This is a genomic window from Thermobifida sp. (assembly GCF_017577275.1).
In the GTDB taxonomy this organism is placed as follows: domain Bacteria; phylum Actinomycetota; class Actinomycetes; order Streptosporangiales; family Streptosporangiaceae; genus Thermobifida; species Thermobifida fusca.
This window is the reverse complement of the sequence record NZ_PITY01000034.1, coordinates 13,026-38,973: the sequence shown is the minus strand read 5'-3', so window position 1 is coordinate 38,973 and position 25,948 is coordinate 13,026. Positions and strand designations below refer to the sequence as shown.

The following is a 25,948-nucleotide window of genomic DNA, read 5'->3' as shown; positions in this document are numbered from 1 at the left end:
GCAGTCTGGCAGTGCAGAGAGACTTCTTAGTCAAGTCAGATGATTTTTTGCTGTTGTCCATGATTTCAGAGAGATTCATGCTATTCTAGTCGCTACTAGAAGCTACGATGCTGGCCTGTCCTTAGTCGGTCTAGCCGACAGTGCTGTCGGTTGCCCTGTGTTTTCTTGTGGGAGGAGCCATTCCTTCACCGCCGTCATTTGATGTGACCATCGCTCCTTGGCTGATTGCGCGCAGCCGCGACGTCCTGGCCGCACCCGAAATGCTGGGACTGCGTGACGTTCTCATCCGCTCCCACGAACTCTCCGACGTGGAGATTCCGCTTCCGCCTGGCGCGGCAGTACTGTGGCGGATACTCGCACTGATCACCGCCCGCATCACCGGCCTCGACCAGCCGCCAAACAAGAATCCGAAGCGGAAATGGCAGGCTCGCCGCAGCCAGATCCTCAGCAAAGGACGACTCGACCCGGAAGCGGTCGACGCCTACTTCGCCGACTACTCGGAGCGCTTCGACCTGTTCCACCCTGAGCGGCCCTGGTTGCAAGATCCTCGCCTGCGTGAAGAGTGTCCGAAAACCTCGGGTGTCAACAAGCTGGCATGGGGGCGCACCGCGGGAGAGAACCAGGTGTGGCTCGGCGGCCACCACCATGACCTCGACCCGCACCCCCTCGACTCCGCTGAGGCTGTCTGGCACCTGCTGGCAACTCTCGGCTACGGGCCTTCAGGGACGTGCACGCCTCGCGTTGTCCGGGGAAGAAGCGAAGGCAACGTCACCGCGGGGCCGCTGCGCGGCACCGTCTCCTACCACCCGTTGGGCCGCACCCTGTTCGAAAGCCTGATCCTCAACATTCCCTACCCCGGCACTGGTGCAGCCGACCTCGCCTTCTGGGAACAGCCAGAGCTCAACGACCCGCTCGGTCTTCCCGAAGAATCCGCGGGACTCGCCGGGATTCTGAGGCTCGACCACTTCCGCCATGCTGTCCTGCTGCACCCCTCGCCAGATGGTTCACACGTCGTGGATGCATGGGTGACCTGGGCGTGGCGGGAACGCAACATTTCGCCAGAACTCGACCCTTACCTCATCTACCAGACAAGCAAGGAAGGCAGTGTCCGTCCGCGGCCAGCCAAAGCGGAACGGGCCATATGGCGGGACCTCGACGCCTTGCTGCACTACGGCGAAGACGGCAACTACCGGCCGACAATTTTGGACAACTGCACGCCTTTGGCGCAGGTTCCCCAAGAAGTCCTGGACTCCCTGCGGCTGCGCGCCTTCGGGTTCGACCAGGACCGTCGTCAGGCCCGTGACAAACAGTGGTTCACCGCCACCACCCCGGCCGTGCTGCGCTGGCTAGCAGACCGGGAAACCGACGACAACGAGAACGCCCGAATCGTGCGTCGTATCACCCTGGCTCGCAAAGCCGCGGAAGCACTCGGCCGCCGCCTAGAAAAAGCGTGCAAAGAAGCGTGGAAGGAAAGTAACAGCCCTAGCTCCACTAGCTCCGGCACCAACGCTAAGACCGAGACCGGTGTCGGACCCTGGGTGCAGCACGGCATGAGCCGCTACTGGGCGAAAGCCGAGCCGGTCTTCTGGAACATCGTCTACGACCGGCCCGCTCAAGGCTACACCCCCGGCATGGCAGGCCCCGGAAACGCCTTCAACCTGGTCGCGTTAGCTGCCTACGACGAGGTGACCGGTCCCTACTGTGAACGGCCCCGCGTGGCCAAAGTCGTGGAGCGGCACCGCAGCACCCTGTTCAGCAACTGGACACCGAAACAGGACAAGGAAGCCGCGTGAACAGCGACTACATACTCCAGCACGCTGATGCCCTCGTGAAACAGGTGAGCAAGCTCATTGTCAACGAACCAGCGGCACGGGCCGCACTGCGGCGCGGTGTGGGACTGGCCCCCGAGGATCCGCGCATGCTGGCCGCTCACCGCGTGGTCGCCCCTTACGTTCCCGTCCCCACCGACTACGACGTCGACCGTCGCCGGGCCGCGTCCCTATGGGACGTCCACGCTGTGGAGCGCGCCTTCTACGCAGTCGCAGCAATCATGGCCGCACAGCCCAGAAGCGCCCGCGACCAGGAAGCGGAAGCTACCGAAGAACAAACCGGAGAACCACAGGACAGCGAGGCACTCACTGAGCCAACCCCTGCCGAAGAAAGCAGCGCCACCAAGGATGGAAAGCCGGACCGGCGGCCCAACCTGGGAGTATCCCTCGCTCAAGCCGTCTTCGACAAAAGGCTCAACGCTGACAGCACCGAGCAGCGCCTGCACCTGATCGCCCGCCAGAACCTCGACGGCGTCCACCGCCACCTGCCGCGCCTGGTCCTATACCTGCGCAGCGACCAAGTCCACATCGACTGGGGGATCCTCATCCGAGACCTGGCCCGCTGGGGCCACACCCCCCGCCACGTCGCCCGCGAATGGGTCCAGGACTACCACCGCACCCTCGAAACCCTGACCCGTCAAGCAGAGCAGAAAAACAAGAACAACACCACCGATGAGGAGGCCGAAGCAGCATGACTTTCGTTGACATTCACGCCATCCAGACCCTGCCCTACTCCAACATCAACCGCGACGACTTGGGCTCCCCCAAGACGGTCGTCTACGGCGGCAAGGAACGCACTCGCGTGTCCAGCCAGAGCTGGAAGCGCGCCGTCCGCCACGAAGTGGAAGCCCGGCTCGGCGACAAGGCGGTCCGCACCCGCCGTATCATCAGCGAGATCGCCAAGCGGCTTCGGGAACGCGGCTGGGACGCTGACCTCGCTGACGCCGGAGCACGCCAAGTCGTGCTGTCTGTCGGTAAGAAGAGCCGCATCAGACTGGAAAAGGAGAAAGACGGCGAGGCCCCTGCCACTTCTGTCCTGTTCTACCTCCCGGTCCCCGCAATCGACGAACTCGCCGCCATCGCCGATGAGCACCGGGACGCCGTCGCCAAAGAAGCAGCCAAGAAGACTCCCAAGGGAATCCTCCCCGCTGACCGCATCACCGAAGTACTGAAGAGCCGCAACGTCTCAGTCAACTTGTTCGGTCGGATGCTCGCTGAACTGCCCTCCACCGAGGTCGACGGCGCAGTGCAGTTCGCGCACGCGTTCACCGTGCACGGCACCACCGTAGAAGTCGACTTCTTCACCGCTGTCGACGACATCCCCAAAGAAAACGACCACGGTAGTGGCCACATGAACGCGGGCCAGTTCAGTGCCGGAACGTTCTACCGCTACGCCAACGTCAACCTCGACCGACTGGTGGAAAACACCGGTGACGCCCAAACCGCCCGCACCGCCGTGGCCGAGTTCCTCCGCGCTTTCCTGAGCACGGTCCCCTCCGGGAAACAGAACGCTACCGCTGCCATGACCCTGCCCGACCTGGTACACATCGCGGTACGCTTCGACCGACCCATCTCTTTCGCTCCCGCGTTCGAAACCGCGCTATACGGCAGCGACGGCTACACCCTCCGCGCCTGCCAGGAACTCAACAACTACGCCGAACGGCTCCGCGAAGTCTGGCCCGACGACGCGATCCGCGGCTACGCGACCGTGGAAAACAAGACCGACCTCGCCGCGTTGGGGGAGCGGTACGACTCCTACCCGGCGCTCATCGACGCCATGGTCGCGGCAGCCTTCGAGGGGGAGCGGGAGTGAGTGGCTTCCTGCTGCGGCTAGCTGGCCCCATGCAAAGCTGGGGCGAACACAGCATGTTCGGGGAACGCGACACCCTGCCTTACCCGAGCCGCTCCGGTCTGATCGGAATGTTCGCTGCCGCCCAGGGGGTGCGCCGCGGCGACCCTCTGGACCGCTACAAGGAACTGAAGTTCACCGTTCGCGTCGACCGGCCAGGGGTGCGGCTCGTCGACTTCCACACGATCGGCGGCGGCCTTCCCAAAGAGCGCACCGTGCCCACCGCTGCAGGTGAACGGCGCGACCTTAAGAAAGCCACCATCGTCACCAGCCGTTCCTACCTGGCCGACGCCGTGTTCACCGTCGCTGTCACCGGACCGGAAGCAGACACTATCGCCGACGCGTTAGCCGCCCCCTACTGGCAGCCCTACCTGGGGCGGCGCGCGTTCGTTCCTGACCCGCTACTGGTCCTGCGCCGCAGGGTCGCTGACCCGGTGCGAGAACTAGTGGAAGCGGTGCCGCTCCCCCATCGCAGGGTGGAAGAAGACGCTGCAACTGTGCTTGTGGACTTGATCTATGAAGAGGGCGAATACCCAGATACGCGCACTCTGACGGTGCTCAACGACGTTCCGCTCTCGTTCGACAGCAAGAGCCGCCGCTACTCCACCCGACAGATCCGAGTAGTTCCCACCGAGGTTCCCGCGACACTCGTGGCCGGTCCCGGCAGGGACTACCAGAACAAGCTTTTCACATACGTCAAGCAGTGCGCCGAGGAGGCAGCCTGATGTGGCTGACCAAGATCGTTCCTGACCTGCGCTACCGCCAGACCCGAGCAGACTTCCGTACCGCTGGAAATCTACATCGTAAACTCATCCGGCTTTCTTCTGACCTCGGTGAGGAGCGGATCGCTAACCCCCGTCAGCAATCCGGCTTACTGTTCCGCATCGAAGAAACCAGAAACGAGCTCTACCTGCTGGTACAGAGTTACTCCCCCCTGCGGGTTGACCGGCTTGGCCCCGGATACCACGGGGTCCAGATGCGTAACCTCGACCCTTTCCTGGCTCGGCTAGACAAAGGCAGCCGTGTCCGCTACCGGATTGTGGCCAGTCCCACCAAACGACTCGGCCGGTCCGAGAACAACACCCAACGCCTTGGCCTGAAAGAGCCGCCGAAAAAACCAAGAGAGTACACCTGGGCTCTGCGCGGGGCCGCAGCCGAGGCGTGGTGGCATTCCCGTGCGGCAGCCAACGGACTGGAACTCCTCAGCACCTACGCGCAGACACTCGATGACGTCCGCGACCCTGGGACCGCTGACCGCAGCCGCAAAATCCGCCACCCAGCCGTGCGCTTCGACGGTGAAGCCGTCATCTCTGACGTCGACGCCGTGCGTCATGCGGTACTTAACGGCATCGGCCGCGGCAAATCCTACGGCTGCGGGCTGCTCAGCCTCGCCCTAATCGAGGAAGGAGAACATGGATAACCCCCGTAAGGCGCTAGCCCGTCCGACACTGGCGATGCTGCCCCGGGTATCGGACGGCCTCTCCTTCCTCTACGTGGATGTCTGCCGAATAGTGCAGACCGACACCGGCGTATGCGCGGAGGTCGAAACCGAAACCGGAAGAATACATCGAGTCCCAATCCCCACCGCTTCACTCGCATGCGTCCTACTGGGACCGGGAACCTCAATCACCAGTCCTGCCATGGCGACTTTCATGCGCCACAACACAACGGTCGTAACCTGCGGGGCGGGAGGCATCCTCAACTACGGAAGCTTTCCCGCCCCTAACCGCACCACGAAATGGACCGACCGGCAGGCACGCGCCTACTCCGACGACAGACGCCGACGAGACGTCGCCGTGCGGATGTACGAGATGCGCTTCGGAGAAGAACCTCCTCCCGGTGCGTCCATCGAAAGGCTGCGCCAGCTTGAAGGGGCACGGATGAAAGCCCTCTACCGAAGCCTGGCGGCTAAGAACAGGGTGAAACCATTCAAACGGAACTACAACCCGCATGACTGGGATGACCAAGACCCTGTCAACAAGGCGCTTTCGGCAAGCAACGCTGCCCTTTACGGGGTGGTGCACTCGGTACTGGCGCACCTGGGCTGCCACCCCGCGCTCGGGTTCATCCACTCCGGAAAACAAGACGCGTTCGTCTACGACATCGCCGATCTCTATAAAGCACGGACCACTATCCCGCTCGCGTTCTCCTTGAGCAGGACAGCCAACCCGGAGCAAGAAGCGCGCCTGCGGCTTCGTCGAGACCTAAAGCTGTACCGGCTGATTCCGCAAATTGTGCGGGATGTGCAGACCCTCCTCTCCTTAGACGACCCTGAGGAGGCCGTTTCGGAAGAGGAGCCGCCGAGCTCGGGAGGGCCGTGGCAAGTCGTTGACTTGTGGGACCCGGTGGTCGGGGCTGTCTCCGGCGGTGTGAACTATGCCAATCACATCGCGGACAGCGAGGAGCCCTGATGGCCAAGCTCGTCATGATTGCAACTACAGCGGTTCCTAATCATGTTCGGGGTGCGTTGTCACGATGGATGATCGAGCCGGTCGCCGGAGTGTATGTAGGAACGATGAGTGCCCGAGTCCGCGACGAGCTGTGGTCCGCGGTGAGTGCTTCAGTGGGGGACGGGGCTGCCCTATGCGTTCACCCCGACGATAACGAGCAGGGTTTCACCGTTCGCACAGCGGGGGAGCGTCGTCGCGCGATTGTGGACTTCGACGGGCTTCAACTTGTTCAACTATCGGCGTTGGAAGGTGCGGAACAAGAGATGCCGCCGATCCCGGAAGGGTGGTAACGAGAAGATAACGCCTTGCAAAGTTGCAGGTAAGTAACTGTGAGCCCCACGCACGTGGGGATGGACCGGACCTGATCATGGGAAAAAACCGTGGCACCTCGTGAGCCCCACGCACGTGGGGATGGACCTGCGCCGCCGCAAGCGCACGGCTCCGCACCAACGTGAGCCCCACGCACGTGGGGATGGACCGGGGCAACACCATCATGGCATCCACGACGGTTCGTGAGCCCCACGCACGTGGGGATGGACCGAACCCCCCTACCCCCCACCGCGCGCTACCGTCGTGAGCCCCACGCACGTGGGGATGGACCGCCCCGTCCCGCTCCCGGCCGCCGGAACACCCCGTGAGCCCCACGCACGTGGGGATGGACCGGCGTGGGACCTGCCAGCACCACCCGAGCACGAGTGAGCCCCACGCACGTGGGGATGGACCCCCCACGTAGCCACGCAGAGCGCGCTGAGATGCGTGAGCCCCACGCACGTGGGGATGGACCGGGGGCGCGGCTGATACCGCGCTCCCCTTCCCGGTGAGCCCCACGCACGTGGGGATGGACCGACCCTCGGCGCCGCCGAGGGGGGTGAGTGACGGTGAGCCCCACGCACGTGGGGATGGACCGAAAAACCCCCTACCCCCCACCGCCACCGCGCGTGAGCCCCACGCACGTGGGGATGGACCGCCCGGTACAGTCCACACAGCAAAGAGAAAGACGTGAGCCCCACGCACGTGGGGATGGACCGGCGAGGTGGAGTTTGTCGCCCCTATCCAGGCAGGTGAGCCCCACGCACGTGGGGATGGACCGTACCAAGGTATCTTCGATACGCGCGTAGGACGGTGAGCCCCACGCACGTGGGGATGGACCGCTAGAGTGGTCTCACGAGGTTAGGGGAACGGCGTGAGCCCCACGCACGTGGGGATGGACCGCAGACCGCGCTAAAGCGCGGGGCTTTGTGGACGTGAGCCCCACGCACGTGGGGATGGACCGTTCCAGATGCCGCCGATCATCCTGCACATCGAGTGAGCCCCACGCACGTGGGGATGGACCGTGGGTGACCAGTCGCTGGGGCGTCCCTAAGTGCTGGTCTAATTTTGCTGTTGGACGAATTGCTAAGAAGGCGAAGGCTGGCATGCAGAAACACGATGAGATATGGATCCGCTATTTCAAGTCCCAAGGCTAACCCAATGCTGTGGGGCTGGCAGTAGGAATGGAGGGCGCCGCCTACGCCCTAAACGACGACTTGGTTGCAAAAGTTTGGAAAAAGCGATCGGGTGAAGAGCTGAGGCGGATTCAACTCTTCTATGAGGATCTCTCTGAAGCGCCACTGAGTTTTCATACACCGCGTATCAACGAGGTGTTGTACGTCAACGCTTGGCTCTCTGGTTGGTCGAATGCCTGCGGGAGAGTACAAGGAGGGAGAGGATACGCTGGCTCCTCTCTTTGATGCGAGGAACTCCCAAAGCTCCCAAGTGTCATAGCACCATGTTCAGGCTGGTGTGGACATGGATCCTGCGATGGTCAGGCTTGGGGGGACCACAGAACAAGGAAGCGTTCGGGGCGTGCAGACCGTGAGTGTGCCCTGTGTGATGGCGAGGTGTGTGACAGCACTCCGTTTCTGGAGAACCGACACCCTTGGATCCCGCAACATCCCTGTTGTTGGGCTTCCACCTTCTGCCGGGGTGAGAGGCCTGCCTGCCCCGAAGCAGCATTCGTTTACGCTAAGCGCTTAGCTAGTAGATCCAGCCAATTCGCCTAGCTCCTGCAGAGCAGGGACACGGATTTTCACGGCACAGTCAGCCTTCTTCTCCAGGGAGACGGTAGGGGGCCGGATCGTGTCGCATGTGCTGAATCCAGTCACTGGTGCGGTTCACAACATCATCGTCCGTGATGATGACACTCTTGCGAATTTTTCCGCTGAGCCGAACTTCTGTCTCCGCCGGGAGGAAAGTGTTGTGGAAGGCGAATGAGAACAGCCGCCATTCTCCATCCTCCATAACGGGATGCATCCACAAGGGGGAGGCACGGCGTTCACCCACGGTCACTTTGTCTTTGCTGTAGACCACAGGCAAGCCTAGGGCGCCTAGGGGGAAGCGGTTGGAGTTTCCGTGGAGGACAGCGTCCCGTTCTGGGGTTTTGACTTTGGGCCAGTAGTTGGTCCTGGAAGCGCTGTTGTCGGCTGTCGCCCGTGACAGCCGGTACTGCCGCCCGACGTGGGCCAGCAGTTCTGCCCATGAAGAAGCGGAATAGGCGCTGAGCCCGGCGCACGTCCACTTACTGCTGAACACTGGATAGGTAGGTATCTCGTCGTCACGCCAAGGGCGAGCCTCATCAGGGGCGCCTATCTGCTTGAGCAGGTCATCGATGGGCTCCAGGCAGTCATCGAGAGGGCCAATGGGCTGCAGTCGTTGCCGATCGTCTAGCTCCTTGTAATGAGTGAGACCTGGAGTTTGAAGTGACGACTCTGTCCAGGGAGTAACCGATTTTTGGTCGTGGAGAGTCGCTCCAATGATGCGTATCTTGCCGAAACCACGCCGGACACGGGACCCCACCCCACCGTAGGCGCACACCATCCACAGTGACGCCAGGGTGAGGGCGTTGATGCGAGAGTCCTCCGACAGAGCCATCTTGAGTTCGAAGTATTTGTGGTCTGGGAATACGTAGGGGCGGGTGATCTGGTACCTGCCTTTGACGATGGTGCCGAGGCCTTGCCCCATCAGATAGCCGATGGCGGGTTCTTTCCGCAGCTGGTCAGGAAACCGTGTCGAGTCAAGGAACGAAAGGCAGGGATTCCTGCGGGTTTGGGGCAGTTTGCCCAGTCGCATCCGTACCGGGGATGGATTGGTGGTGCTGCCGAAAACTTCGTCTTCGAGGCGACGCAGAGTCCGAATACTGGGGCCGACCTTGGTTCCGGCGAGTGCGCGGAACCAGTAGCGCATGGCTCCCCGCAGGGAACTGACTCGGAGAGGTTCGTCGTCATGTCCGTTGAACAGCGGGGTGGTGACACGTAGGCGCAGGGTGATCCAAGACATGAGTGTGCTCCTTAACGAATGTTTGCCGCGCTGATGCGTGTGCCGAGGTACGCGAAGACTCGCTCAGAGGCCGAGACCAAGGCACGGAAAACAGGGCTGCGGAGCAGACACGATCAGCGCGGTGAACAAGGAATGCTCGAGACATCCGACATGCTGGCGCTGGCAGGGTTGGCCAGTTTCGTCGCAACTGGCCAACCCTGCCAGCACAGGTGGACACCTCAGGACGGCGCCAGCGGGTAGGGCTCCGCTACTGTGTCCCACCACACGAGGATCGCTGATGGGAGACCGAAATATGCCCGCGCGGCAAGCGTCCGCCACGTGCTTCAGCGGGATGACCGTGGTGTGGCCCGGAGAGAAGGTCACGGGGAGTCCCATTGATCGGTGATGTTGACGGTGAAGTAGCCGTAGCCTGCCGTGGTGCGTGCACCGATTCCGTACTCTTCACAAGCCTGCTTGAGCCAGTCAGCTGCCTTGGCGGTGAGGTCGGGGTCCTCCCCGATGAGGTGAGTGACGAAAGTACCGCTGAGGGAGAGGAAAGGCAGCGGCACAGGCTGATGGTGTTCCCCGGGGGCGCACGGTTCCGCGGACTGATCGGTGTGGTAGGCGTGCTGGTGCGGGGTGATCACATCACTATGGACGCGCAGACCTTTGCGGTGGTTACGGGGATCGGATAGGGGAAGGGCGTCAAAGAAACGCACTCCGCACCGGGGGTTGTCTCGGTCCTCCTCGTCTTCAGGGGAGGGCAGGGGCCCGAAGACCAATGTGTAGAGTTCAGAGGGAACCTTTTGCCGAGAAGCCCAGGCCGCTGCGGCTCCTTTGAGTGTGGAAGCGGGGATGAGCGGCCAACCGTAGGTGCCGTGCAGGCTGAGCCCGAATTCGTGGTCTCCGGTCTGCTCTCCTAGTCCGGTCACGAAGCGCCAGTCTGCGGTCAGTTCCACCCGGTAGATGTGCCGTTTTCGGGCGTTGAGAATGCTTAGAGCGTGCGCGCGGCGTTGCTCAACTGCCTGTGCCCACTCCTTCTGGTAGCCGAGGCAGTACTCGCTTGCCCAGCCGAGCACGGGATCCTCGGGGCGCGCATCCGCGGTGGGGGGAGAGACGTCGCTGATAGCTAAACGTCGCAGGATGATCAGCGAATTCGCGGAAGCGTCGAGCGTAGAGCGCTGATCGTAGCGGATTTTTTTGACGTATTTCGGCGAGACGCTCTTGCAATGGTGGGCATCCTGCGCACTGTCTGGCTTCTGGGTCACTCTTCCGCAGAGGACTCGGCCTATCGCCCCAGAGTAGGAGACGCACAGGATTTCTTTCGGTTCTTCCTGCGAGGAGGTGTCCTGAGCTCCCCGTCGACCGTGGGGAAAGGTCATTCTCGCTCCTCTCCCGTATCGCTGTCAGCGGACTCGCCGGGGTTTTCCTGGTTGGCGTGCTCCGTAGCAGCGGCCGCCAGTTTGCCGTAGCGGGCTTCTGCGATTCGGCTGAGCCATCCGGCGAGCAGGTCGATTTCGGCGCTGAGTCGACTGTGGGTGGGAAGGTCCGCTTTGGTGAGCACGTCCAGGAATTCGCGGGGGGTGGACTGGGGGGTGAGGCCAGGGAGAAGCTTACGTTTAGCAGCGTGCTCGATGATGGCCTTGCACAGTCGGCTATAGGCCTGCTCGAGGGGGTCGGCGCTTCCGCTTTTGCTTTCAGCGAATGCGAACGCAGCAACCAAACCTGAAGAGCGCAGCCGCATCGGGAATTGGCGCATCCGGGTACGGATGCGCTGGGCGAGTTGCGGGTCGGTCACCAAAGGCCCGATGACTTTCTCCGCTTGGGCGGCCATCTGCTGGTCTACTCGCTCAGCCATTGCGTTCTCCTTCGACGATCCGGGTCCACACCAGCCCTTTGCCGAGGGTTTCGTCTCCGCCCACTTGGAGGAGGGAATGGTTCACCAGGTCCCGCAGCTGCTGGACTTCTTCCGGAGCGTATTTCCCACGCAGGGTCAGCACGGAGGCGAGAATCGTTTCGGCAGGGAGGTATTCGCTGACGAAGGGACCGTTTTGAACCAGCTTCTGTTGACGGTGGAGTTGGACCCGTACCGCGAACTCGGTGCACTCGCGCAGGAGAACAGACATCGGCTCGGAGCCGACAACCAGCAGGTCTTCTGCGAGTTTGCTAGCGAAAGGGCGCAAATGGGGGGCGTCGCCAATAGCGTCGGCAGCCAAGAGCCGTGCCCAGTCAGTGACGGGATCAGGGGCGTCACCGCCTCCACGAGGATTGTGAAGCTTGACGAGGCATGGGCCGAGCACCTCCGGCGTTTCCCCGCCCCAGAACCCTCGACCGCAGGAGCCCTCCCCGTCGGCGGGGTTGGGGACTTCAGGAAGCACGACGTGGGGGCCGTTGATGATGGCGTATTTGCGGGCCAGACGGCTGAGAGCAAGCCGGGAAGTGACCCAGGCAAAGGAGCGGCGCAAGGTGGGGACCGGAAGCGCAACAAGTTGAGCATCGCCCACTGCGAGTTTTCCAGGGGTGGTTTCTTCTCCTTCGCCTGGCTCGGATCCGAACACCTCCTTCAAGGTGTCTTCGCTCCAGCCAGCGTCGCGGGCGGTCTGCCGCAGCGCACCCTTGAGGCTCTGCCCCCAGATGAGCGGATAGTTGGTGCTGCTTTCTCGTTGAATCGGCAGGTCGAGGACGCCGTCGCTGGCTGCGGCGCCGGCATGCAGCGGGGATTCCGCGTACAGGTACAGCAGAAAAGCGGTCATGTCCAGACTCCTGTGAGGACGACTCCGAATCCAGCAGTGTGGAGCGGGGGTGCATCAGTCGGCGGATGATCGCCTTCGTGGGTATGGATCCAGTCAGCGGAAGGGGCAAGGGCCCGGCCATGCCAGGAGGATGCAACGGCGGCAGCGGTCTCCTCATCAGGGAAGTGCAGGAGGTAGACCGAGCCGGGTGGGACCGCCCAGCGCAGGGTACGGGTACGGAAGAACCCTCGTTTGGGTGATGCAGTGGCCACGGGGAGTGGACTGCCTACAGCCGCTGCTACGAGAGTGGCTTCCGGTGGAAGAGGTGGACGCCAGCCGTCGCGCCACAACGCGGGTGTGGCCACATACAGCAGCATTCGCCCGCCGGGGAAGGAAGCAGGCCTTGACGGCCACGCCACAGAGCCGGCCGGGAGTTCGGCGACCTCGGCAAGCCGGGAGATTCCCCCCAGCGTCACTGTGGTGTGCTCCGGTTTCGGCCGTTCCGGGTGCGGAACGACCTCGGCGAGGAAAACCCACCCATCGCGAGGACGCAGGTGGGTGGCGTGGTACAGGTATCCCGAGCGTATCCGCCGGTCCTGAAGAGCGATGCCGATCCGGTGTTCGGGCACGAGCGGTTCCTCGCCGGCCAGCATGGTCTCCAGGTAGTCGGATGCCACAGTGGAGTCCTGGAACAGCGTGCCGTTGAGGTAGGACGACAGGCCTTCGCTGGAGATCCAGCCTTGGAGCGGCTCTGCTTTGGCCGTGACCTGTGGAGGGAGCTCCAGCAAGGACTCGGGGGCGCCAGGGACGTGGGCGAGATCGGTCCCGTCTACGGCGGATCCTTTGACAAGCCGGTAGTAGGCCCTTTCCTGCGCTGTGGTTTCTTTGCCTTCCACCACCACGATGTCTGAGGGGACAGGAAAGTAGGGGCACCACCTCCCGTCAGGGTTCTGCTTACCGAGGATGGGGCCACGCACAGCCGTCAGGTCGCCGCCGTAGGCGCTGGCGGCCGCCCCGGCAATGGTGCTGGGTCGGGGAATGACGGTCTCTGCCAGGGCCGTGTTGCTGTCTCGGGAACTGAACTGTCGACCGTCTCGTACGTGGACGGTGTCATGGGGCTCGAAGGCTATCCATGTGGTGGCGTTGTCTGCTTGGCCTGTGCTCATCGGCACTCCTGACGCAAGAACACTGCGACTCGAGCCGCCGCGATCAGTGATTGTTCGGAAATCTTTTCTGAGTCTTCTAGGGCGCTGGTGGGCCGTCCCAGAAGGCGGAGCTGCTCTGCAGCCTTGAGGGCAAATGCTTTTTGTTGCTCGCTGGTGGGCGCGAGAGTATGCCGGTGGACGAGGCGCTGGAGCTCAGCGGTAAAGAGGTCCAGACTGAGCGTGCATAGGGCGTGACTGTCGCGTTCCAGGTCCCGCAGTAGCCCGGGGGATAGCCGTGCTCCCGTCTCACTCCTGGTGAAGAGGGACAGGCGGTCACACACCAAGGCCTCGGGATCGTTGTGGTCAGGAAGAGCCCATTTCTGGACGTATGTTTCCTGGGTTCCGGAGCGGCGCAGGTAGCTCACGGCGAGAGCGTTCTTTCCAGGAACGTTTTTGGCGGCAGCCAGGGCTTCCCGGCTCGCGGCCAAGGCGAGCCGCAACGGGTATTTGCGGTGGAAGAACAGTAAGGCACTGCTCGCCGTGGGCAGTTCCGGGGATACTTCGGTGACTGCCTGTCTGCAGGCGCGTGCCCCCGCAAGGGCTGTCGCTGCGGGAAGGAACGCCAGCAGGTCGTCTCCGCCGGCATAGACTGCAACGCCCAGCAGCGCCGAGTCGTGCAGCAGTTCTGTCTGCCTTTCAGCGACTCTCCGCAACTGGTCAGAAATTTCGGTGTGCCGCTTGTGCGACAGGTTCTTTTCCTCGGAGAGGTAGGAGCCCATGCCGTCCAGGTCTTGGACAAGAATCGCCAGGTAGGAGGAGGGAGGCGCTACCTGGAACTTGTCCCGCATGATCTTTTGAAGATCAGCGGCAGCAATACGGCCTATCTCTACTGTTCTGGAGAAGTTGTCGAATGCTTCTCCAGAAGTCGGCTTCCTGAATTCGCGGGCCAGCGACTCTGCGGACCATGAGTCTGTGTAAACCCACTGTCCTCCGTGCCGCCACAGCCACTGGGCTAATTCTCCCTGAGGTTTCGGCATGCCTGGCAGTGGCCAGTTGGGGATATGTATGCCCGTATCTTCGTCCTGGACTACTTGATGCAAGTAGTCCACCTGTTCAGTTACATCCGGATCGTTGATATTTTTCAGAACTTCGATGCGGAATGGGGCCGACGCGATCCCGTAGGTCGAGGGGATCCCGTAAGGTGACACGCTCTCCTTATCATTGGGGCGGCCAAGCTTGCGTTTCAGCCAGTTGGCAGCGCTCAGCGTGTCACGCTCAAAAGAGGGAAGACCTTTCGGTGGCTTCGTGGTCGCGGGCCAGTGAGGACTCAGCTGGCAGGGGCCGTTGCGTGCCTCCAGGGCGGTGAAGTTCCGGACCTGTTTGCGTGCGGCTAGGCGACGTTGGGCTTCTTTCCACTGTTCGGGGTAGCCGCCTGGCCGTGGGGGAGCTACGGCCCACGTCACGGCGGGCATACCGGGGGTTTCTTCGATACGGCCAAGAGTCTTTTGCAACCACTCCTTCCACTTCTCATTCACCCGTGCGGTGGCTCGCTGAGCAAGTGTCGTCCCCTGCCCTGCGGGGGCGAGTGCCACCACCCGGTTAGGCATTCCCACGTCTTTCCTTTTCTTGCTCGGGGCGGGGAAGACGAGTTCGGCAGCGGACTCCTGGCACACGGACACGGCTTGTTCGGTGAGCTCAGCGATGATTCGGCTGCCTGCCCGCAGGTCCGAGGTGCTTCTGGATTCTTCGATGAATCGCTGGACTCCGGACAGTGCGATCACCACGAGGTCTTGGCCGTCCACGCAGTCTCCATCTGACGCCTTGTTTTCGCTGGAAACCGGGTATGTCCTCTGGTCTCCAGATCGGTGCTCCCTGTCTTGAGTGCGGCTTCGGGGGAGCAGCCGCTGTGGCAGAAGTCTCTTGAGGGGCAGCGCAGGAGTAACCACAAGCGCAGTGGCCCGAACATTCCTGCAGTTCCGTGCGAGAAACACCAAGTACTCAAGACAGCAGAAGGTGACATTAGCGGCAACTCACCTGATCCGTGGAGAGAATGCAGGTAATTAGTCAAAACTGGGGATAGGTGTCCTTGATGTGAAGTGTCTGAAGTAGGTGTTATTTCACGTCCGAAATTAACTCAGAGGTCAAGAAAAATCTAAACATTGTCAGAGTTTCTGGTGGGGGTAGCCTCAAGGCTTCATCTCTGGGCAGCACAGGACGGTACGTCAGGAAGGCTCAAGATGGAGCGTGTCCGCCTGGAAAGTGACGAAGGAGAACACTGCCACTAAGTGGAACATATGACAGGGCTTCCCTCGCTGAGAGCAGGTTCAACAGCACGTAGTGAATCGGCTTCTTTAGTTCTCTTTCGAGAAAGAAAAGCGCTGCGCATTTTCGTGCTTCTCAGGCTGTCCCAGCGAGACTAAACGGAGTGTGCGCCAGACTCCGCGCACGTAGATCCGAGGTGGAGCACTGTCACGGAGAGCAGCGGCAGGAAGCCGAAGATATCGAGATCGCCTGCAACCGCTTTGCCCCCACGCAAGCAGCATTGATGCCGCCTGTCAGCAGCGTTGTCGAGACCACTCCGGCTATTCCTTGAAGGCTGGGTTGATCGGGGATCCTTCGGACACTGGTGATCCCACTGTTGCGGGGAGTGGCGCGCCCGCGGGACTGTTGAAAAACGCCCGCACCTGGGTGAGAAACACCAGGTGACCGGACGCATTTATGCCCTGCCTGGTGAGGCAGCACAGTTGTCAAGGCGGTTCCCGGATGACACGGAGGTAGAAGAGCCCAGCGTCGCCTCACGACGTGATGGCGGCTCCGACCTGCCAGACAGAGAAAGAACTCACCACAATAGCTATCGGAGGGCTGCTGGCAGGGTCGAGCCGGGAAGTTCATGGGGACAGCGCGGCCGCAAAGCAGGGGAGAAGAACCGCTCAGTCAGCGAACCCCAATGCGAGGCACAGCTTCCGTGGATAGCAGCCGCTCACAGTAGACCGTCCCACATCTGCTCGACAATCACCGCCCACCAGTGCTCGGGGTCGGCAAACACGGAACCGTCGATGCCAGCCAGCGTCTCCTGGAACTTCGCAACTGTTTGGCCTGCGGCATAGGGGTCTTGGCCGCGCATCTTCGGCAAGGTGTACGCTAACACCACGAGGCAGTGGCTGAAGTCCGCCACTGACCGATTGATGTAGCGGGTCGCACCGCTGCGCATGTCGATCGCCCACACCGTGCCGGCATCCGGTTCAGCGCGGCGTACCGCGACCACACTGCCCCCGTCACTGCCGATACGTACATACTCGCCCAGGGTGGCGGCCAGCGTCGGATCGGATGCAGGGGTGCCGCGAGCATGCAGGTGGGTGGCAGCGTCGCAGAACAGCCCGCCAGCAGGAGGCTGGTGCGGGGGATCAGCGACGAAGAAGTGGGGGATAAGACTGGGAAGCCCGAACCGGGTCAACGCGTCGTGCGTGGCCTCAGGAAGTCCGCTTTCAGCCACCGCATCGGCGTCGTACCGCTGCACGGGGAGACGGGTGTCCGCGAGCAGCTGGTCCAGTACGTCGTCGGCGAGGGGGGAGCCGTCGTGGTGTGCCGCAGGGAACGGGATCCGGTTGGGGCGGGGAAGCGGCGGGGTCCCCGAAAGCCGGTGCGCCGCCTCGGCGTGGTCGAGGAGCGCCGCCATGCCTTGGGCACGGACCACTCGCGTGGGCCCGTAGTCGTGGGAACAGGACAGGTCAGCGTCAGCGAAGGTGGTGCGTAGGAACTGGCCGCGGTAGCCGCCGGGCAGGTCAGCAGGGTACAGGTCGGAGTGGATGGCAATGACGTCTTCGGGTCGCACCCCCATCCACCGCAGTTCTGTCCACACTTGGATTTCCGGCGGGGGAAGGCCGGGACCGGAGGAGCGGCTGAGGGACATTTCGTCTCCGCCCGCGTCGCGGTAGGTGAAGACCACGGTGTTGCCGGGGCCGACGATCGGGGGGAGTGAAGGGTCGTAGGGGTGGGGGAAGTGGGTGCCGGAATGCTTGTCGCGGTACATCCGCACCACTTCCTCCAGCGACGTCGACGGCCAGGTGCTCAATTCACCGGTGTGCCGGTCTACTACCCCGTAAGGGCTGCCGACGTCGTCGGGGGGAGACGAGCCGGGCAGCGGGTCATGGGTGACAGCGGCGGGAACGGCCCAAACGACCCAGCCCAGGTCGAATTCGTGGGTCCGCACCTCCCGGCGCTGCCCCGGAGGGGCGGAACCGTTGAGCCACGCGTCCGCGATCGCGAGCGCCTGCTCATAGGTGACCATGTCTCTCCTTGCCGGGAAAGCGACGTAAAGCGTGCTTTCGGTGAGATTACCGCTTGTGCGCCTAGGGTGATTCTGCCGTTCCGCTATGGCACGTCGATACCAAGTTTTCCGGACTGTGGATAACGCGCGGAGCACGTACTCCCACCAGCAGGGTTGGTCTTTTCCCACCCGCGCAACGCGACAACAGACTGCTGTCAGGGCAGGGTAGAGAGCGTGAAAGCGGCAGAGAGCACCAGCAGAACCAGGATGGATGCCACGGGGGGCATCGCCCGGCGGCCGGTCGATTTGATGGTCGCGGTGATCGGGGGCGCGCTACTGGTCATGGTTCTCTTGGCGATCGCACTCGCCGCTGAACCGTCAGCCGTGGGCGATCCCGCAGAACTGCGTTCCCTGCTGCCGCCGTCACTGTTCGGGCTTGCTGCTGGGCTCGCGAACCTCGCCGTGCTGCTGCTGGGCGGCGTCATCGTGGCGGAACGCTTGATCCGCCGCGACATACGCCACGTGGTGCGGGTGTTGACTGCGGCCGGGGCCGGCTACGGGACGACCGTGGCACTCAACCTGGGGTTTGCTGCCCTGCTCGGCGCGGAGACACCGACGATCCTCAACGCGTCTGCGGGGGGCCCGGCCAGCAACCCGTTGCACGCCTATCTCGCCGCGGCATTCGCCTACCTGCACGCCACCCGCCCGGTCCACTTGCCTCGGGTCACCGGTCCTATGGCAGTGAGTGTCGCTGTGACAGCCGCCTCAGTGCTGCTGTCCGGTTACACCACCGCGCTCGCGTTGCTCCTGACTCTGCTGGTGGGGGCGGTGTGTGCGTCGTTGACGAATTACGCCATAGGGGTGAGTATTCCGCGGCTCGCGGTGGGGCGGCTGCTGTACGAGCTGGAGCGTCTCGGCTGGGAGCCGTCGCGCCTGGCGTTTGCGGGAACTGACTCGGAAGGCAACCGGTGTTTTATGGCGGAGACCGCTACTCGCCGCCTGCAGGTGACGGTTCTTGACTCTGATCCGACGAGCGGAGTGGTACGGCGGTTGTTCTCCCGGATCGTGCTGCGGAACGCCGCAGCCCCGCCTTTGCTGTGGAGCCTGCGGGACCGGGTGGAGCACACGGCTTTGCTGGAGTATGCCGCCGCGGCGGCCGGTGCGGCGACGCCGCGTCTGCTGGCTGTGGGAGAGCTCGGTCCTTCCGCAGCCTTTCTCGTCCGGGAGCATGTCGCAGTGCGGCCACTCACGGAATTGGGGGACAGCGAGCTCACCGACGAGTTCGTGGACAAGGTGTGGGCGCAGTTGCGACTGCTGCACCGCCACCGGGTCGCCCACCGGGGCATCAGCCCCGGAACTGTCGTGCAACGCGCCGACGGGCATGCCGCGTTCACAGCCTTGTCCACGGGGAGCATCGCCGCCGGACCGTGGGCACTCTCGTTGGACCAGGCAGCTCTTCTCGTGACGTTGGCGCTGCACGTGGGCCCGTACCGCGCGGTAGAGTCCGCGGTCCGGAATCTGGGTGCGGATGCGGTCGCCGCCATCCTGCCGTTCCTGCAGAGCGTCGGCCTGCCCCCGCCCTTGCGGCAAGCAGTACGGGGCCACCGCGACCTGTTGCGGGAAGTGCGCCAGGAGATTGTGCGTGTCGTCCCGCACGCCCCCGCTCAACCAGTGCAGTTGGAGCGGATGCCGCCGCGGACCGTGGTCACGGTCGCGGTGGCGACCGTCGTGGGGCTCGCCCTGGTCTACCAGCTCACCGGGGTGGCCTGGAATACGCTCAGCGACCCTGATCCGGGGTGGACGAGCGCGGCCGCGGTGTTGTCGCTGCTGTGTGTGCTGGCTCCCGCGGTAGCGCTGCTCGGGTTTTCGCCGGTGCGACTGCGGCTATGGCGTACCGTGCTCGTGCAGTACGCTTCGTGTTTCGTGCGTATCGCCACTCCAGCAGGCGTGGGATCGTTGGCGTTGAATACCCGCTATCTGATCCGGGCAGGGGCCAGCACCGCCCAGGCAGTGTCCGCGGTGGGTGTGTCCCAGGTGGCAGGGCTGGTGACACTAGTGCCGCTGCTGGTGGTGTGCGCCTACCTGTCGAACATGGACTATCCCGGCGATTTTTCTCCGTCGTTCACGCTACTGCTGGTCGTGGGGGTGCTTTCTGTGTTGGCCGCGGCCGTGCTCGCGGTGCCGCGGCTGCGCCGCGCCGCAGTGGGGCGGCTTCGCCCCCACCTGCACGGGGTGCTGCCGCACCTGCTTGATCTCGTCCAGCATCCGAGCCGTCTCGTGCTGGGGATGGGCGGCACTGTGCTGCTCACGGTGAGCCTGGTGTTGTGCCTGTACACCAGCATCCTGGCGTTTGATGCGACCCCATCGCTGGCCGCGGTCGGGATGGTCTACCTAGCGGGGAATGCGCTCGGCTCGGCAGCGCCGTCTCCTGGCGGCCTGGGCGCTGTTGAGGCGGCGCTCATCGGCGGGTTGACCGCAATCGCTGGGGTTCCCGCGGCCGCCGCTTTGCCCGGAGTGTTGTTGTTCCGATTGCTGACATTCTGGCTTCCGGTGCTGCCAGGGTGGCTGGCGTTCACCCGGCTGCAGCGCCGCAGGGCGATCTGATCGACTCGTCTGCACAAGGGAAGGCGTCGGAATGGCACGGGACGCATGGCTCGGCGTGGACTTGGGCACCAGCGGGGTCAAGGTCGTGGTGGTGGACTCAGAGTCCGCCGTGGTGGGGGAGGGCGAAGCCTCCTACCCGGTGCGTTCACCCCGTCCGGGGTGGGCGGAGAGCGATCCGGGTGACTGGTGGGAGGCAACGGTGGCCGCGGTGCGGCAGGCGCTCGCTGCTGCCGGGCAGCCTCGGATCAGGGCGGTCGGGGTGGACGGGCAGATGCACGGCCTGGTTCTCGCCCGCGAGGACGCGACGCCGCTGCGTTCCGCTCTCTTGTGGGCGGACCGGCGTGCCGCGGCTGAGCTCGCCGCGTGGCGTGGGCTTGCCGACACCGAGCGGGAGGCGCTCGCTAACCCGCTGGTGCCGGGGATGACCGGTCCCCTGCTGGCGTGGATAGCACGCCATGAACCACGGCTGTTGGCTGAGGCACGGTGGGCGTTGCTGCCCAAGGACTGGCTGCGGCTGCGGTTGACGGGGAAAGCTGCGACCGATCCGTCTGACGCGTCAGCGACCCTGCTGTGGGATGTGCCCGCGGACACGTGGTCGCTGCCGGCACTTCGTGCCGCGCAGCTCCCCGCGGACCTGCTGCCGCCGCTGGCGGCTTCCGACGACGTCGCAGGGGTCCTGACCGGGGACGCTGCCGCAGAACTGGGGATGGATCTGGGGACTCCCGTGGCTGTCGGTGCGGGCGACACCCCGGCAGCGCTCTTAGCTACCGCGGCGGGCGAGGAGCAGGCGCAGCTCACCGTGGGCAGCGGCGCGCAGATTGTTGCGGCCACTACTGATCCCAGCCCGGTGCCGGGCGTTCACGTCTACCGCACCGCGGAACGTGCCGGCTGGTATCGGATGGCTGCCGTGCAGAATGTCGGGGTTGTTGTGGAGTGGGTGCGCACCCTGCTGGGCGCAACGTGGGAGGAGGTGTATGCCGCGGCAGGGGAGGAGCCGGATCGTGGGGGAGTGGTGTTCCTGCCGCATTTGACGGGGGAACGCACCCCCGTGCTGGGGATGACCGGAGTGCTGGCAGGGCTGCGGTTGGACACTGACCGCACAGCGGTTCTGCGCGCCGCAGTGGAAGGAGTGGCTTTCACGATCCGGCATGCCGCCATGATGCTTCCCGGTGGCTTGCCGCCGGTGGTGCGTCTTGCCGGGGGAGGGAGCCGAGACCCGCGTTTCCGTGCACTGCTCGCCAACGTGTTAGGGGTGGAGTTACGTCCGGTGCGGCTGCGGAGCGCGTCGGCGGTGGGGGCGGCGCATCTTGCCGCCCGGGCGGTGGGGGCGGGGGTCGCGCGCCCAGAGCTTCACTACGAGCCGGTGGTATCCCCCACCCACCATAAGGAAATCTACGATGTAAAGTTCGAGGTTTATCTTCATCATCTCCGCAGGAACAACCACCCCACCCCCGAAAACAAACACTAAGGACACCTCATGACCACAATGACAATCACCGTGCGTGCCATACCACAGGGGAGATGACAGGGGGAATGGATTTTGTGAGATGCTTAAGGGGTGTCCTCCTCCCTGAACACGGTGCTGCGCCGCCACACAAGAAGCATCATCGTCCTGCTGTTCTCCACCGCCTTGATAGCGATCGTTGTCGGACACGTTCGAGCGGCGATCCTCGACGGCAACAGGGAGCTCCACGCCTATGAAGCGGCACAACCCTGCTCTGCTGCCCCCGAGTCTCCTGCGGACTGCATCTGGCAGCAGGAGTTCACTGTCACCGACATCTACCTGACGAACGCCAGAAACAAGGACAACAGTGCGGTCCTCATCGCCGAGGACGGCACGGAACGGGAGACGTACTTCTCCTCCAAAGGACCAGTGCTCCTCAAAGTAGACGAAGGCGGACAGGTCACCGGAACCCTGTGGCGGGGCCGCATCACCGAGATCTCAGCCCACGGCACCACCCAGGAGACCACCGACGCCCCCACCGACGTGATCGGAGGCAGTCTCGCTTTCGCGCTGGTGACGGGGCCGCCCGCCTTGCTCGTCATGGTGACGTGCGTGTGGCGGCTGATCCGCCACGCGGAACCAAAACCCACCCGGGGCATGGCCGCCACCCTCGGCCTGGCTGGTGGACTGTTCCTCGCTGGCCTTTTCGCCGCGCTCATGGTCGACGCTAGCTTCGAACGCTTCGGGGTGCTTCTCGCTGTCTGGGCTGGCCTCGCCGCTCTCGCCGCTGTCACCGTGTACATTACGGCGACCTACAAAGAAGCCGCTCCTGGCGCTGGGACGGATGAGAACAACTGAGGGAAACGACGCAGATCTCCCCTGCGGGCTTTCCGTCATGCATGGGATCCCTCCGCTGGCAGGGGTGGCTGCTCCTTACTGCCGGAAAGGACCCAACCGCCCCAGCACCCATACATACCGACCATGCGGTATGTCATAGTGGTGGGGCTACTGCCTTCTCCAGAAGGCCACCCGCCCTTCATCCTGACGGCAAAGGAGCCCTCCCCATGGCAGTTGACCCCACGCGCGCGGACCTTGCCCGCTTCCTCGACGAGGATCCCGGCGGCCCTATTGTCATGCTCAACCTGCTGCGCTTCGCCCCAGAAGGCCGAGCCTCCTACGCGGAGTACACTCGGCGGGCACGCCAGATCCTCCACAAGTACGGGGCTGAACTGGTCTACGCCGGCGACGGCGCTACTCCCCTGGTCGCTGAGGAAGGACAAGCGTGGGACGCGGTGCTGCTCGTCCGCTACCCCAGCCGGGAAGCATTCATCCGTATGGTTGAGGACCCCGAATATCAGCAGATCACAGAGTTCCGCACTCAGGCTCTGAGCGAAGCCGTGCTCCAACCCACCACTCCGTGGCCGACCCGCAGCGCCTGACCCCGTATCCGCCACCGGAACTGGTCGTCCGCACGCCACCCGTGGAACAGGCCTTCCAGCCGCACACCAGAAAACCCACCGGATGAGCCTTTCCCACGGGTGGCAGCATCGCGGCCGCGAGATCCGCGTGCTTCTCCTGCGCGCCTCGGCGACTATTCAAGTTCGGCGACGAGAGCGCTGAGAGCACGGTCGCTTCCGGCAGCCGCGAGCAGACTCAGCCCGATCGGGCCAGCCGACGTGCGCACCCCGGGAAGAGTGAGTACGGGCAAGCCCGCCATGCTCGCCGCGCACACGAACATCACGGTCGTTGTGAGCAGGTCGAGGTCGCTCATGGCCTGCTCAGGTGGGGGAGGTGTGGTCGGTGCTGCTGGCTGCACCAGCGCGGTGCCGGGCGGAACCAGTTCAGCGAGGAGACGCCGCCCGCGGCAGGCCGTCTCCTGCGCCCACTCCAGGTAGTCTTCGGGAATAGCTTCCCCAGCGGCGATGGCGTCGGCGACAAGGGAAGACACCGCGCCGGCGTGCTCCCGCAGCCAGCGGCCGTGAGTCTGCCACATCTCCACGGCTTGGATGATGCCCACCGCTTCCGCCCACTCTTCCAGGTGCGCAGCACAGGTGGAGTCCACAGGGTGCAAGGGGAGACCGGTCTGCTGCGCCCACTCGTGGGCTTCGTCCACCAGCATGTCCCGCACCGCAGGTTCAACCAGATCAAACAGGTCGACCGCCAAGAGGAGTCGGCGGATCGGTGGCGCGGAGCGCTGCGGTAGAAGCACGTCAGAGACTCGGTTGAGCAGCCGTGGTGTCCGGGTGATCCACCCGACAGTGTCGAGAGAGGGAGCCAACCCGATGCTTCCGGCAGTGGGGACCATGCCGTGGGTGGGGCGCAGACTGCACAGCCCACAGTAGGAGGCTGGTATGCGGATCGAGCCTGCCGTGTCGCTTCCCAAGCCGATATCGGCCAGCCCGAGGGCGACGGCGCTGGCTGACCCGCTCGATGATCCTCCAGGAACCCGACCAGGGGAGGCGGGATTCGGCGGTGTCCCATAGTGCTGGTTGATGCCGGTCAGACCGTAGGCGAACTCAGCGGTCTGCACGATTCCCACAATGTCGGCCCCTGCGTGCAGGAGGGCCCGGACAGCCGGGGCGTGGTCTGTTTCCACCGGGGCTTCATGGAGCCAGGTCGGGTTTCCCGCTCCGATCGCGTATCCGGCGACCGCGAAGAGATCCTTCACTGCAACCCGAAACCCGGAGAGCGCACCCTCGCGGATGGCGGGGATAAGCGGATCACCTGCCACCCGCCACAGCGATGGGTGGTCACCACGAGGGTCCGAAATACCACCGGAAGAGCTCGGCGGCAGGGCAGATATGGAAGACCTCGACATGAAGGCAGTCAACCATGGATGACCACCACTGCCGCAGCGGCTGGGCGCGGTTGCCCCTCTCACGCACACGATGGGGCCGTCTGGCGCTCGGCTCGTGAGCTGATGCGGCGACCGCCACGTAGTGGGGGAGTTGTGGGGAGGAGAAAAGGGGCGCAGCTCAAGGAAGTGGGCTCAGCGCTGCCTCCTTGCGCGAGTTTGATGGGAGAAGGAGGAGAAGCGGTGAGTCCGCCCAGCAAGAAACAGGGAGAGAAAGAGAAGGAGAAGGCGTTCCCTGCTTTCACTTGTTTTGATCTACATTGTAAAGGTGATGCTTAAATGAATATAAAACCCACTATCGAAAAACCAACCAAAACCCACCAAAATCAATAAACACAAATCAGCTAACTATGTAACCGTTTCTCATAGCCGGCTTGGTATCCGGGATTCTGAAACGAAAGAGCGTAGTCCTCTAGCGTGATGCATGATGATGGTGCTGGTGGCGAGCGGTTTCATGTCCAAAGGGTTGGCGCAATGGTGAGACGCTCCCCTGGCTTCTGCGGAGACTGTCCTGGCGATCATGGCTCAGTACGCCGCTCCGCAGAACGGGGATCCCTCGGCCCCTGACATTCTCGAGTTTTCTTACGGTGCGGGTCAGGACTGCCGAGTAGTTGCGTCGATCGATGGGTGTTTCTTTTTCATGGAGATGGGGTCTTTTGCTGGGCGCGTGCTGGGGATGTATGCGAACCGGGGGCGGCCGAGCTCGGCTTCGTCGTGTGTCACTTGTCGGTGGGGCGCCATCGGCCGATGAGCGGGAGGAAGCGTCCGGTGCGGGCTGCGTAGGAGCGGTAGGCCTCTCCGTGAGTGCGGAGGAGGTAGGGCTCTTCGATAGCGCGGACTTGAATTTGGACTGCTGCGGTGAAAGCTGCGAGGGCGGCTGCGACGGTGAGTGAGGGGACGGCGAGGAGCTGGCCGACGAGTACTACGCCCATTCCCGTGAAGATGGGGTTGCGGATGAGCGCGAAGACACCGTGGGTGACGAGGGCGGTGTGCTCGGTTTCGTCTACGCCGATACGCCAGGATTCGCCCATTGCTGCTTGGGAGATGAGGACGAGGATGAGTCCGAGGAGCATGGTGGCGAGTCCGGCGATTCCTATTGCTGTGGGCGGTCTTACCGCTGCGAGTTCGAGCATTCCGGTTACGGGAGCGAGCAGGCCGAGGACGAGTGCGCTGGTGAACAGGACGGTTCCCCACCATGGGGCGGTGAAGGGGGCGGTGTTGGGTTTGCGGAATCCGGTGTCGCCGGTGCGCTGCCATATGGTAAGGGTGCGTATGCCGAATGCGGTGATGAGGCCGATGAGGTAGAGGATGAGTGCGGCTGTGGCCATGGTGGGCCCCTCCCCCAGGGTTCGTTGCTAGCTCTCTCAATGATTCTTTTTGGTGAATGTCATCGCTTTATGGCGATTGATAGCACGGTGGGTGGGGGTGGGCAATGGGTGCGCGGAGACACTTGCGTGGTTTTCGGGTTGGGGTGCGGCTG

The 25,948-nt window shown here is 63.6% G+C and carries 20 protein-coding genes and 1 CRISPR repeat array; of the genes, 11 read left to right on the top strand and 9 right to left on the bottom strand.

Annotated elements, in window-relative coordinates; genetic code table 11:
* Positions 1–203 precede the first annotated feature (203 nt).
* Genes casA through cas2e form a run of 7 tightly spaced genes read left to right on the top strand, consistent with a single transcriptional unit; the run spans position 204 to position 6,418 of the window.
* Positions 204–1,793 carry a type I-E CRISPR-associated protein Cse1/CasA gene (gene casA / locus CW348_RS15340; RefSeq protein ID WP_255266138.1) on the top strand — a complete coding sequence of 530 codons (1,590 nt, stop codon included), beginning with the start codon at positions 204–206 and terminating at the stop codon, positions 1,791–1,793.
* A complete protein-coding gene (gene casB / locus CW348_RS15335; protein ID WP_061783659.1) occupies positions 1,790–2,524 on the top strand; it encodes a type I-E CRISPR-associated protein Cse2/CasB in 735 nt (244 codons plus the stop codon). Before casA ends, casB begins: the two co-directional genes overlap by 4 nt.
* The gene (gene cas7e, locus CW348_RS15330; RefSeq protein WP_061783658.1) at positions 2,521–3,642 is read left to right on the top strand and encodes a type I-E CRISPR-associated protein Cas7/Cse4/CasC; all 1,122 of its coding nucleotides are present in this window, start codon (positions 2,521–2,523) and stop codon (positions 3,640–3,642) included. The genes casB and cas7e overlap by 4 nt, the downstream gene beginning before the upstream one ends.
* A complete protein-coding gene (cas5e, locus tag CW348_RS15325; protein ID WP_104613120.1) occupies positions 3,639–4,403 on the top strand; it encodes a type I-E CRISPR-associated protein Cas5/CasD in 765 nt (254 codons plus the stop codon). The genes cas7e and cas5e overlap by 4 nt, the downstream gene beginning before the upstream one ends.
* Positions 4,403–5,098: a type I-E CRISPR-associated protein Cas6/Cse3/CasE gene (cas6e, locus tag CW348_RS15320; protein WP_258076935.1), complete on the top strand. Its 696-nt coding sequence runs from the start codon at positions 4,403–4,405 to the stop codon at positions 5,096–5,098. The genes cas5e and cas6e overlap by 1 nt, the downstream gene beginning before the upstream one ends.
* A complete protein-coding gene (cas1e, locus tag CW348_RS15315) occupies positions 5,091–6,089 on the top strand; it encodes a type I-E CRISPR-associated endonuclease Cas1e (protein ID WP_061783655.1) in 999 nt (332 codons plus the stop codon). Before cas6e ends, cas1e begins: the two co-directional genes overlap by 8 nt.
* On the top strand, positions 6,089–6,418 hold the full coding sequence (gene cas2e, locus CW348_RS15310; RefSeq protein WP_016188717.1) for a type I-E CRISPR-associated endoribonuclease Cas2e: 330 nt from the start codon (positions 6,089–6,091) through the stop codon (positions 6,416–6,418). Before cas1e ends, cas2e begins: the two co-directional genes overlap by 1 nt.
* Before the next feature lie 39 nt (positions 6,419–6,457).
* Positions 6,458–7,462: direct repeats of the CRISPR family, unit length 28 nt; unit sequence GTGAGCCCCACGCACGTGGGGATGGACC.
* 745 nt (positions 7,463–8,207) lie between these two features.
* Here cas2e and cmr1 read toward each other — a convergent pair.
* The 7 genes from cmr1 to CW348_RS15275 all read right to left on the bottom strand — a co-directional run bounded on the left by cmr1 (position 8,208) and on the right by CW348_RS15275 (position 17,587).
* On the bottom strand, positions 8,208–9,443 hold the full coding sequence (cmr1, locus tag CW348_RS15305) for a type III-B CRISPR module RAMP protein Cmr1 (RefSeq protein WP_061783654.1): 1,236 nt from the start codon (positions 9,441–9,443) through the stop codon (positions 8,208–8,210).
* A 359-nt stretch (positions 9,444–9,802) separates the two neighbouring features.
* Positions 9,803–10,690: a type III-B CRISPR module RAMP protein Cmr6 gene (gene cmr6 / locus CW348_RS15300; protein WP_255266137.1), complete on the bottom strand. Its 888-nt coding sequence runs from the start codon at positions 10,688–10,690 to the stop codon at positions 9,803–9,805.
* A 110-nt stretch (positions 10,691–10,800) separates the two neighbouring features.
* Positions 10,801–11,280: a type III-B CRISPR module-associated protein Cmr5 gene (locus CW348_RS15295; protein ID WP_011292012.1), complete on the bottom strand. Its 480-nt coding sequence runs from the start codon at positions 11,278–11,280 to the stop codon at positions 10,801–10,803.
* On the bottom strand, positions 11,273–12,175 hold the full coding sequence (gene cmr4 / locus CW348_RS15290) for a type III-B CRISPR module RAMP protein Cmr4 (RefSeq protein ID WP_011292011.1): 903 nt from the start codon (positions 12,173–12,175) through the stop codon (positions 11,273–11,275). The genes CW348_RS15295 and cmr4 overlap by 8 nt, the downstream gene beginning before the upstream one ends.
* On the bottom strand, positions 12,172–13,320 hold the full coding sequence (locus CW348_RS15285) for a type III-B CRISPR module-associated protein Cmr3 (protein ID WP_104613127.1): 1,149 nt from the start codon (positions 13,318–13,320) through the stop codon (positions 12,172–12,174). Before CW348_RS15285 ends, cmr4 begins: the two co-directional genes overlap by 4 nt.
* Complete coding sequence (gene cas10, locus CW348_RS15280; RefSeq protein WP_227481034.1) at positions 13,317–15,080, bottom strand: type III-B CRISPR-associated protein Cas10/Cmr2; 1,764 nt, start codon at positions 15,078–15,080, stop codon at positions 13,317–13,319. The genes CW348_RS15285 and cas10 overlap by 4 nt, the downstream gene beginning before the upstream one ends.
* A gap of 1,199 nt (positions 15,081–16,279) precedes the next feature.
* The gene (locus CW348_RS15275; protein WP_016188714.1) at positions 16,280–17,587 is read right to left on the bottom strand and encodes an SUKH-4 family immunity protein; all 1,308 of its coding nucleotides are present in this window, start codon (positions 17,585–17,587) and stop codon (positions 16,280–16,282) included.
* A gap of 246 nt (positions 17,588–17,833) precedes the next feature.
* Between CW348_RS15275 and CW348_RS15270 the strand changes: the two genes are divergently transcribed.
* The 4 genes from CW348_RS15270 to CW348_RS15255 all read left to right on the top strand — a co-directional run bounded on the left by CW348_RS15270 (position 17,834) and on the right by CW348_RS15255 (position 23,053).
* Positions 17,834–20,170 (top strand): lysylphosphatidylglycerol synthase transmembrane domain-containing protein, encoded by a 2,337-nt coding sequence (locus CW348_RS15270; protein WP_016188713.1) that lies wholly within the window; start codon positions 17,834–17,836, stop codon positions 20,168–20,170.
* A 31-nt stretch (positions 20,171–20,201) separates the two neighbouring features.
* Positions 20,202–21,638 carry a xylulokinase gene (locus CW348_RS15265; protein WP_287464140.1) on the top strand — a complete coding sequence of 479 codons (1,437 nt, stop codon included), beginning with the start codon at positions 20,202–20,204 and terminating at the stop codon, positions 21,636–21,638.
* Positions 21,639–21,728: 90 nt separating this feature from the next.
* Complete coding sequence (locus CW348_RS15260) at positions 21,729–22,472, top strand: hypothetical protein (RefSeq protein ID WP_011292005.1); 744 nt, start codon at positions 21,729–21,731, stop codon at positions 22,470–22,472.
* Between the two features lie 206 nt (positions 22,473–22,678).
* On the top strand, positions 22,679–23,053 hold the full coding sequence (locus tag CW348_RS15255) for a DUF1330 domain-containing protein (protein ID WP_011292004.1): 375 nt from the start codon (positions 22,679–22,681) through the stop codon (positions 23,051–23,053).
* Between the two features lie 152 nt (positions 23,054–23,205).
* Here the strand turns inward: CW348_RS15255 and CW348_RS15250 are convergent, their stop codons facing one another.
* Both CW348_RS15250 and CW348_RS15245 read right to left on the bottom strand, forming a co-directional pair.
* Positions 23,206–24,345, bottom strand: a complete 1,140-nt coding sequence (locus tag CW348_RS15250) for an amidase family protein (protein ID WP_016188711.1) — start codon at positions 24,343–24,345, stop codon at positions 23,206–23,208.
* Positions 24,346–25,187: 842 nt separating this feature from the next.
* The gene (locus tag CW348_RS15245; protein WP_104613116.1) at positions 25,188–25,796 is read right to left on the bottom strand and encodes an isoprenylcysteine carboxylmethyltransferase family protein; all 609 of its coding nucleotides are present in this window, start codon (positions 25,794–25,796) and stop codon (positions 25,188–25,190) included.
* Positions 25,797–25,948: the final 152 nt, after the last annotated feature.

Coding starts and splice junctions, on each gene's coding strand:
- cas7e (WP_061783658.1), top strand. CDS start 2,521: ATGACTTTCGTTGACATTCACGCCATCCAGACCCTGCCCTACTCCAAC.
- cas6e (WP_258076935.1), top strand. CDS start 4,403: ATGTGGCTGACCAAGATCGTTCCTGACCTGCGCTACCGCCAGACCCGA.
- cas1e (WP_061783655.1), top strand. CDS start 5,091: ATGGATAACCCCCGTAAGGCGCTAGCCCGTCCGACACTGGCGATGCTG.
- cas2e (WP_016188717.1), top strand. CDS start 6,089: ATGGCCAAGCTCGTCATGATTGCAACTACAGCGGTTCCTAATCATGTT.
- cmr1 (WP_061783654.1), bottom strand. CDS start 9,443: ATGTCTTGGATCACCCTGCGCCTACGTGTCACCACCCCGCTGTTCAAC.
- CW348_RS15295 (WP_011292012.1), bottom strand. CDS start 11,280: ATGGCTGAGCGAGTAGACCAGCAGATGGCCGCCCAAGCGGAGAAAGTC.
- cmr4 (WP_011292011.1), bottom strand. CDS start 12,175: ATGACCGCTTTTCTGCTGTACCTGTACGCGGAATCCCCGCTGCATGCC.
- CW348_RS15285 (WP_104613127.1), bottom strand. CDS start 13,320: ATGAGCACAGGCCAAGCAGACAACGCCACCACATGGATAGCCTTCGAG.
- CW348_RS15275 (WP_016188714.1), bottom strand. CDS start 17,587: ATGGTCACCTATGAGCAGGCGCTCGCGATCGCGGACGCGTGGCTCAAC.
- CW348_RS15270 (WP_016188713.1), top strand. CDS start 17,834: ATGGATGCCACGGGGGGCATCGCCCGGCGGCCGGTCGATTTGATGGTC.
- CW348_RS15265 (WP_287464140.1), top strand. CDS start 20,202: ATGGCACGGGACGCATGGCTCGGCGTGGACTTGGGCACCAGCGGGGTC.
- CW348_RS15255 (WP_011292004.1), top strand. CDS start 22,679: ATGGCAGTTGACCCCACGCGCGCGGACCTTGCCCGCTTCCTCGACGAG.
- CW348_RS15245 (WP_104613116.1), bottom strand. CDS start 25,796: ATGGCCACAGCCGCACTCATCCTCTACCTCATCGGCCTCATCACCGCA.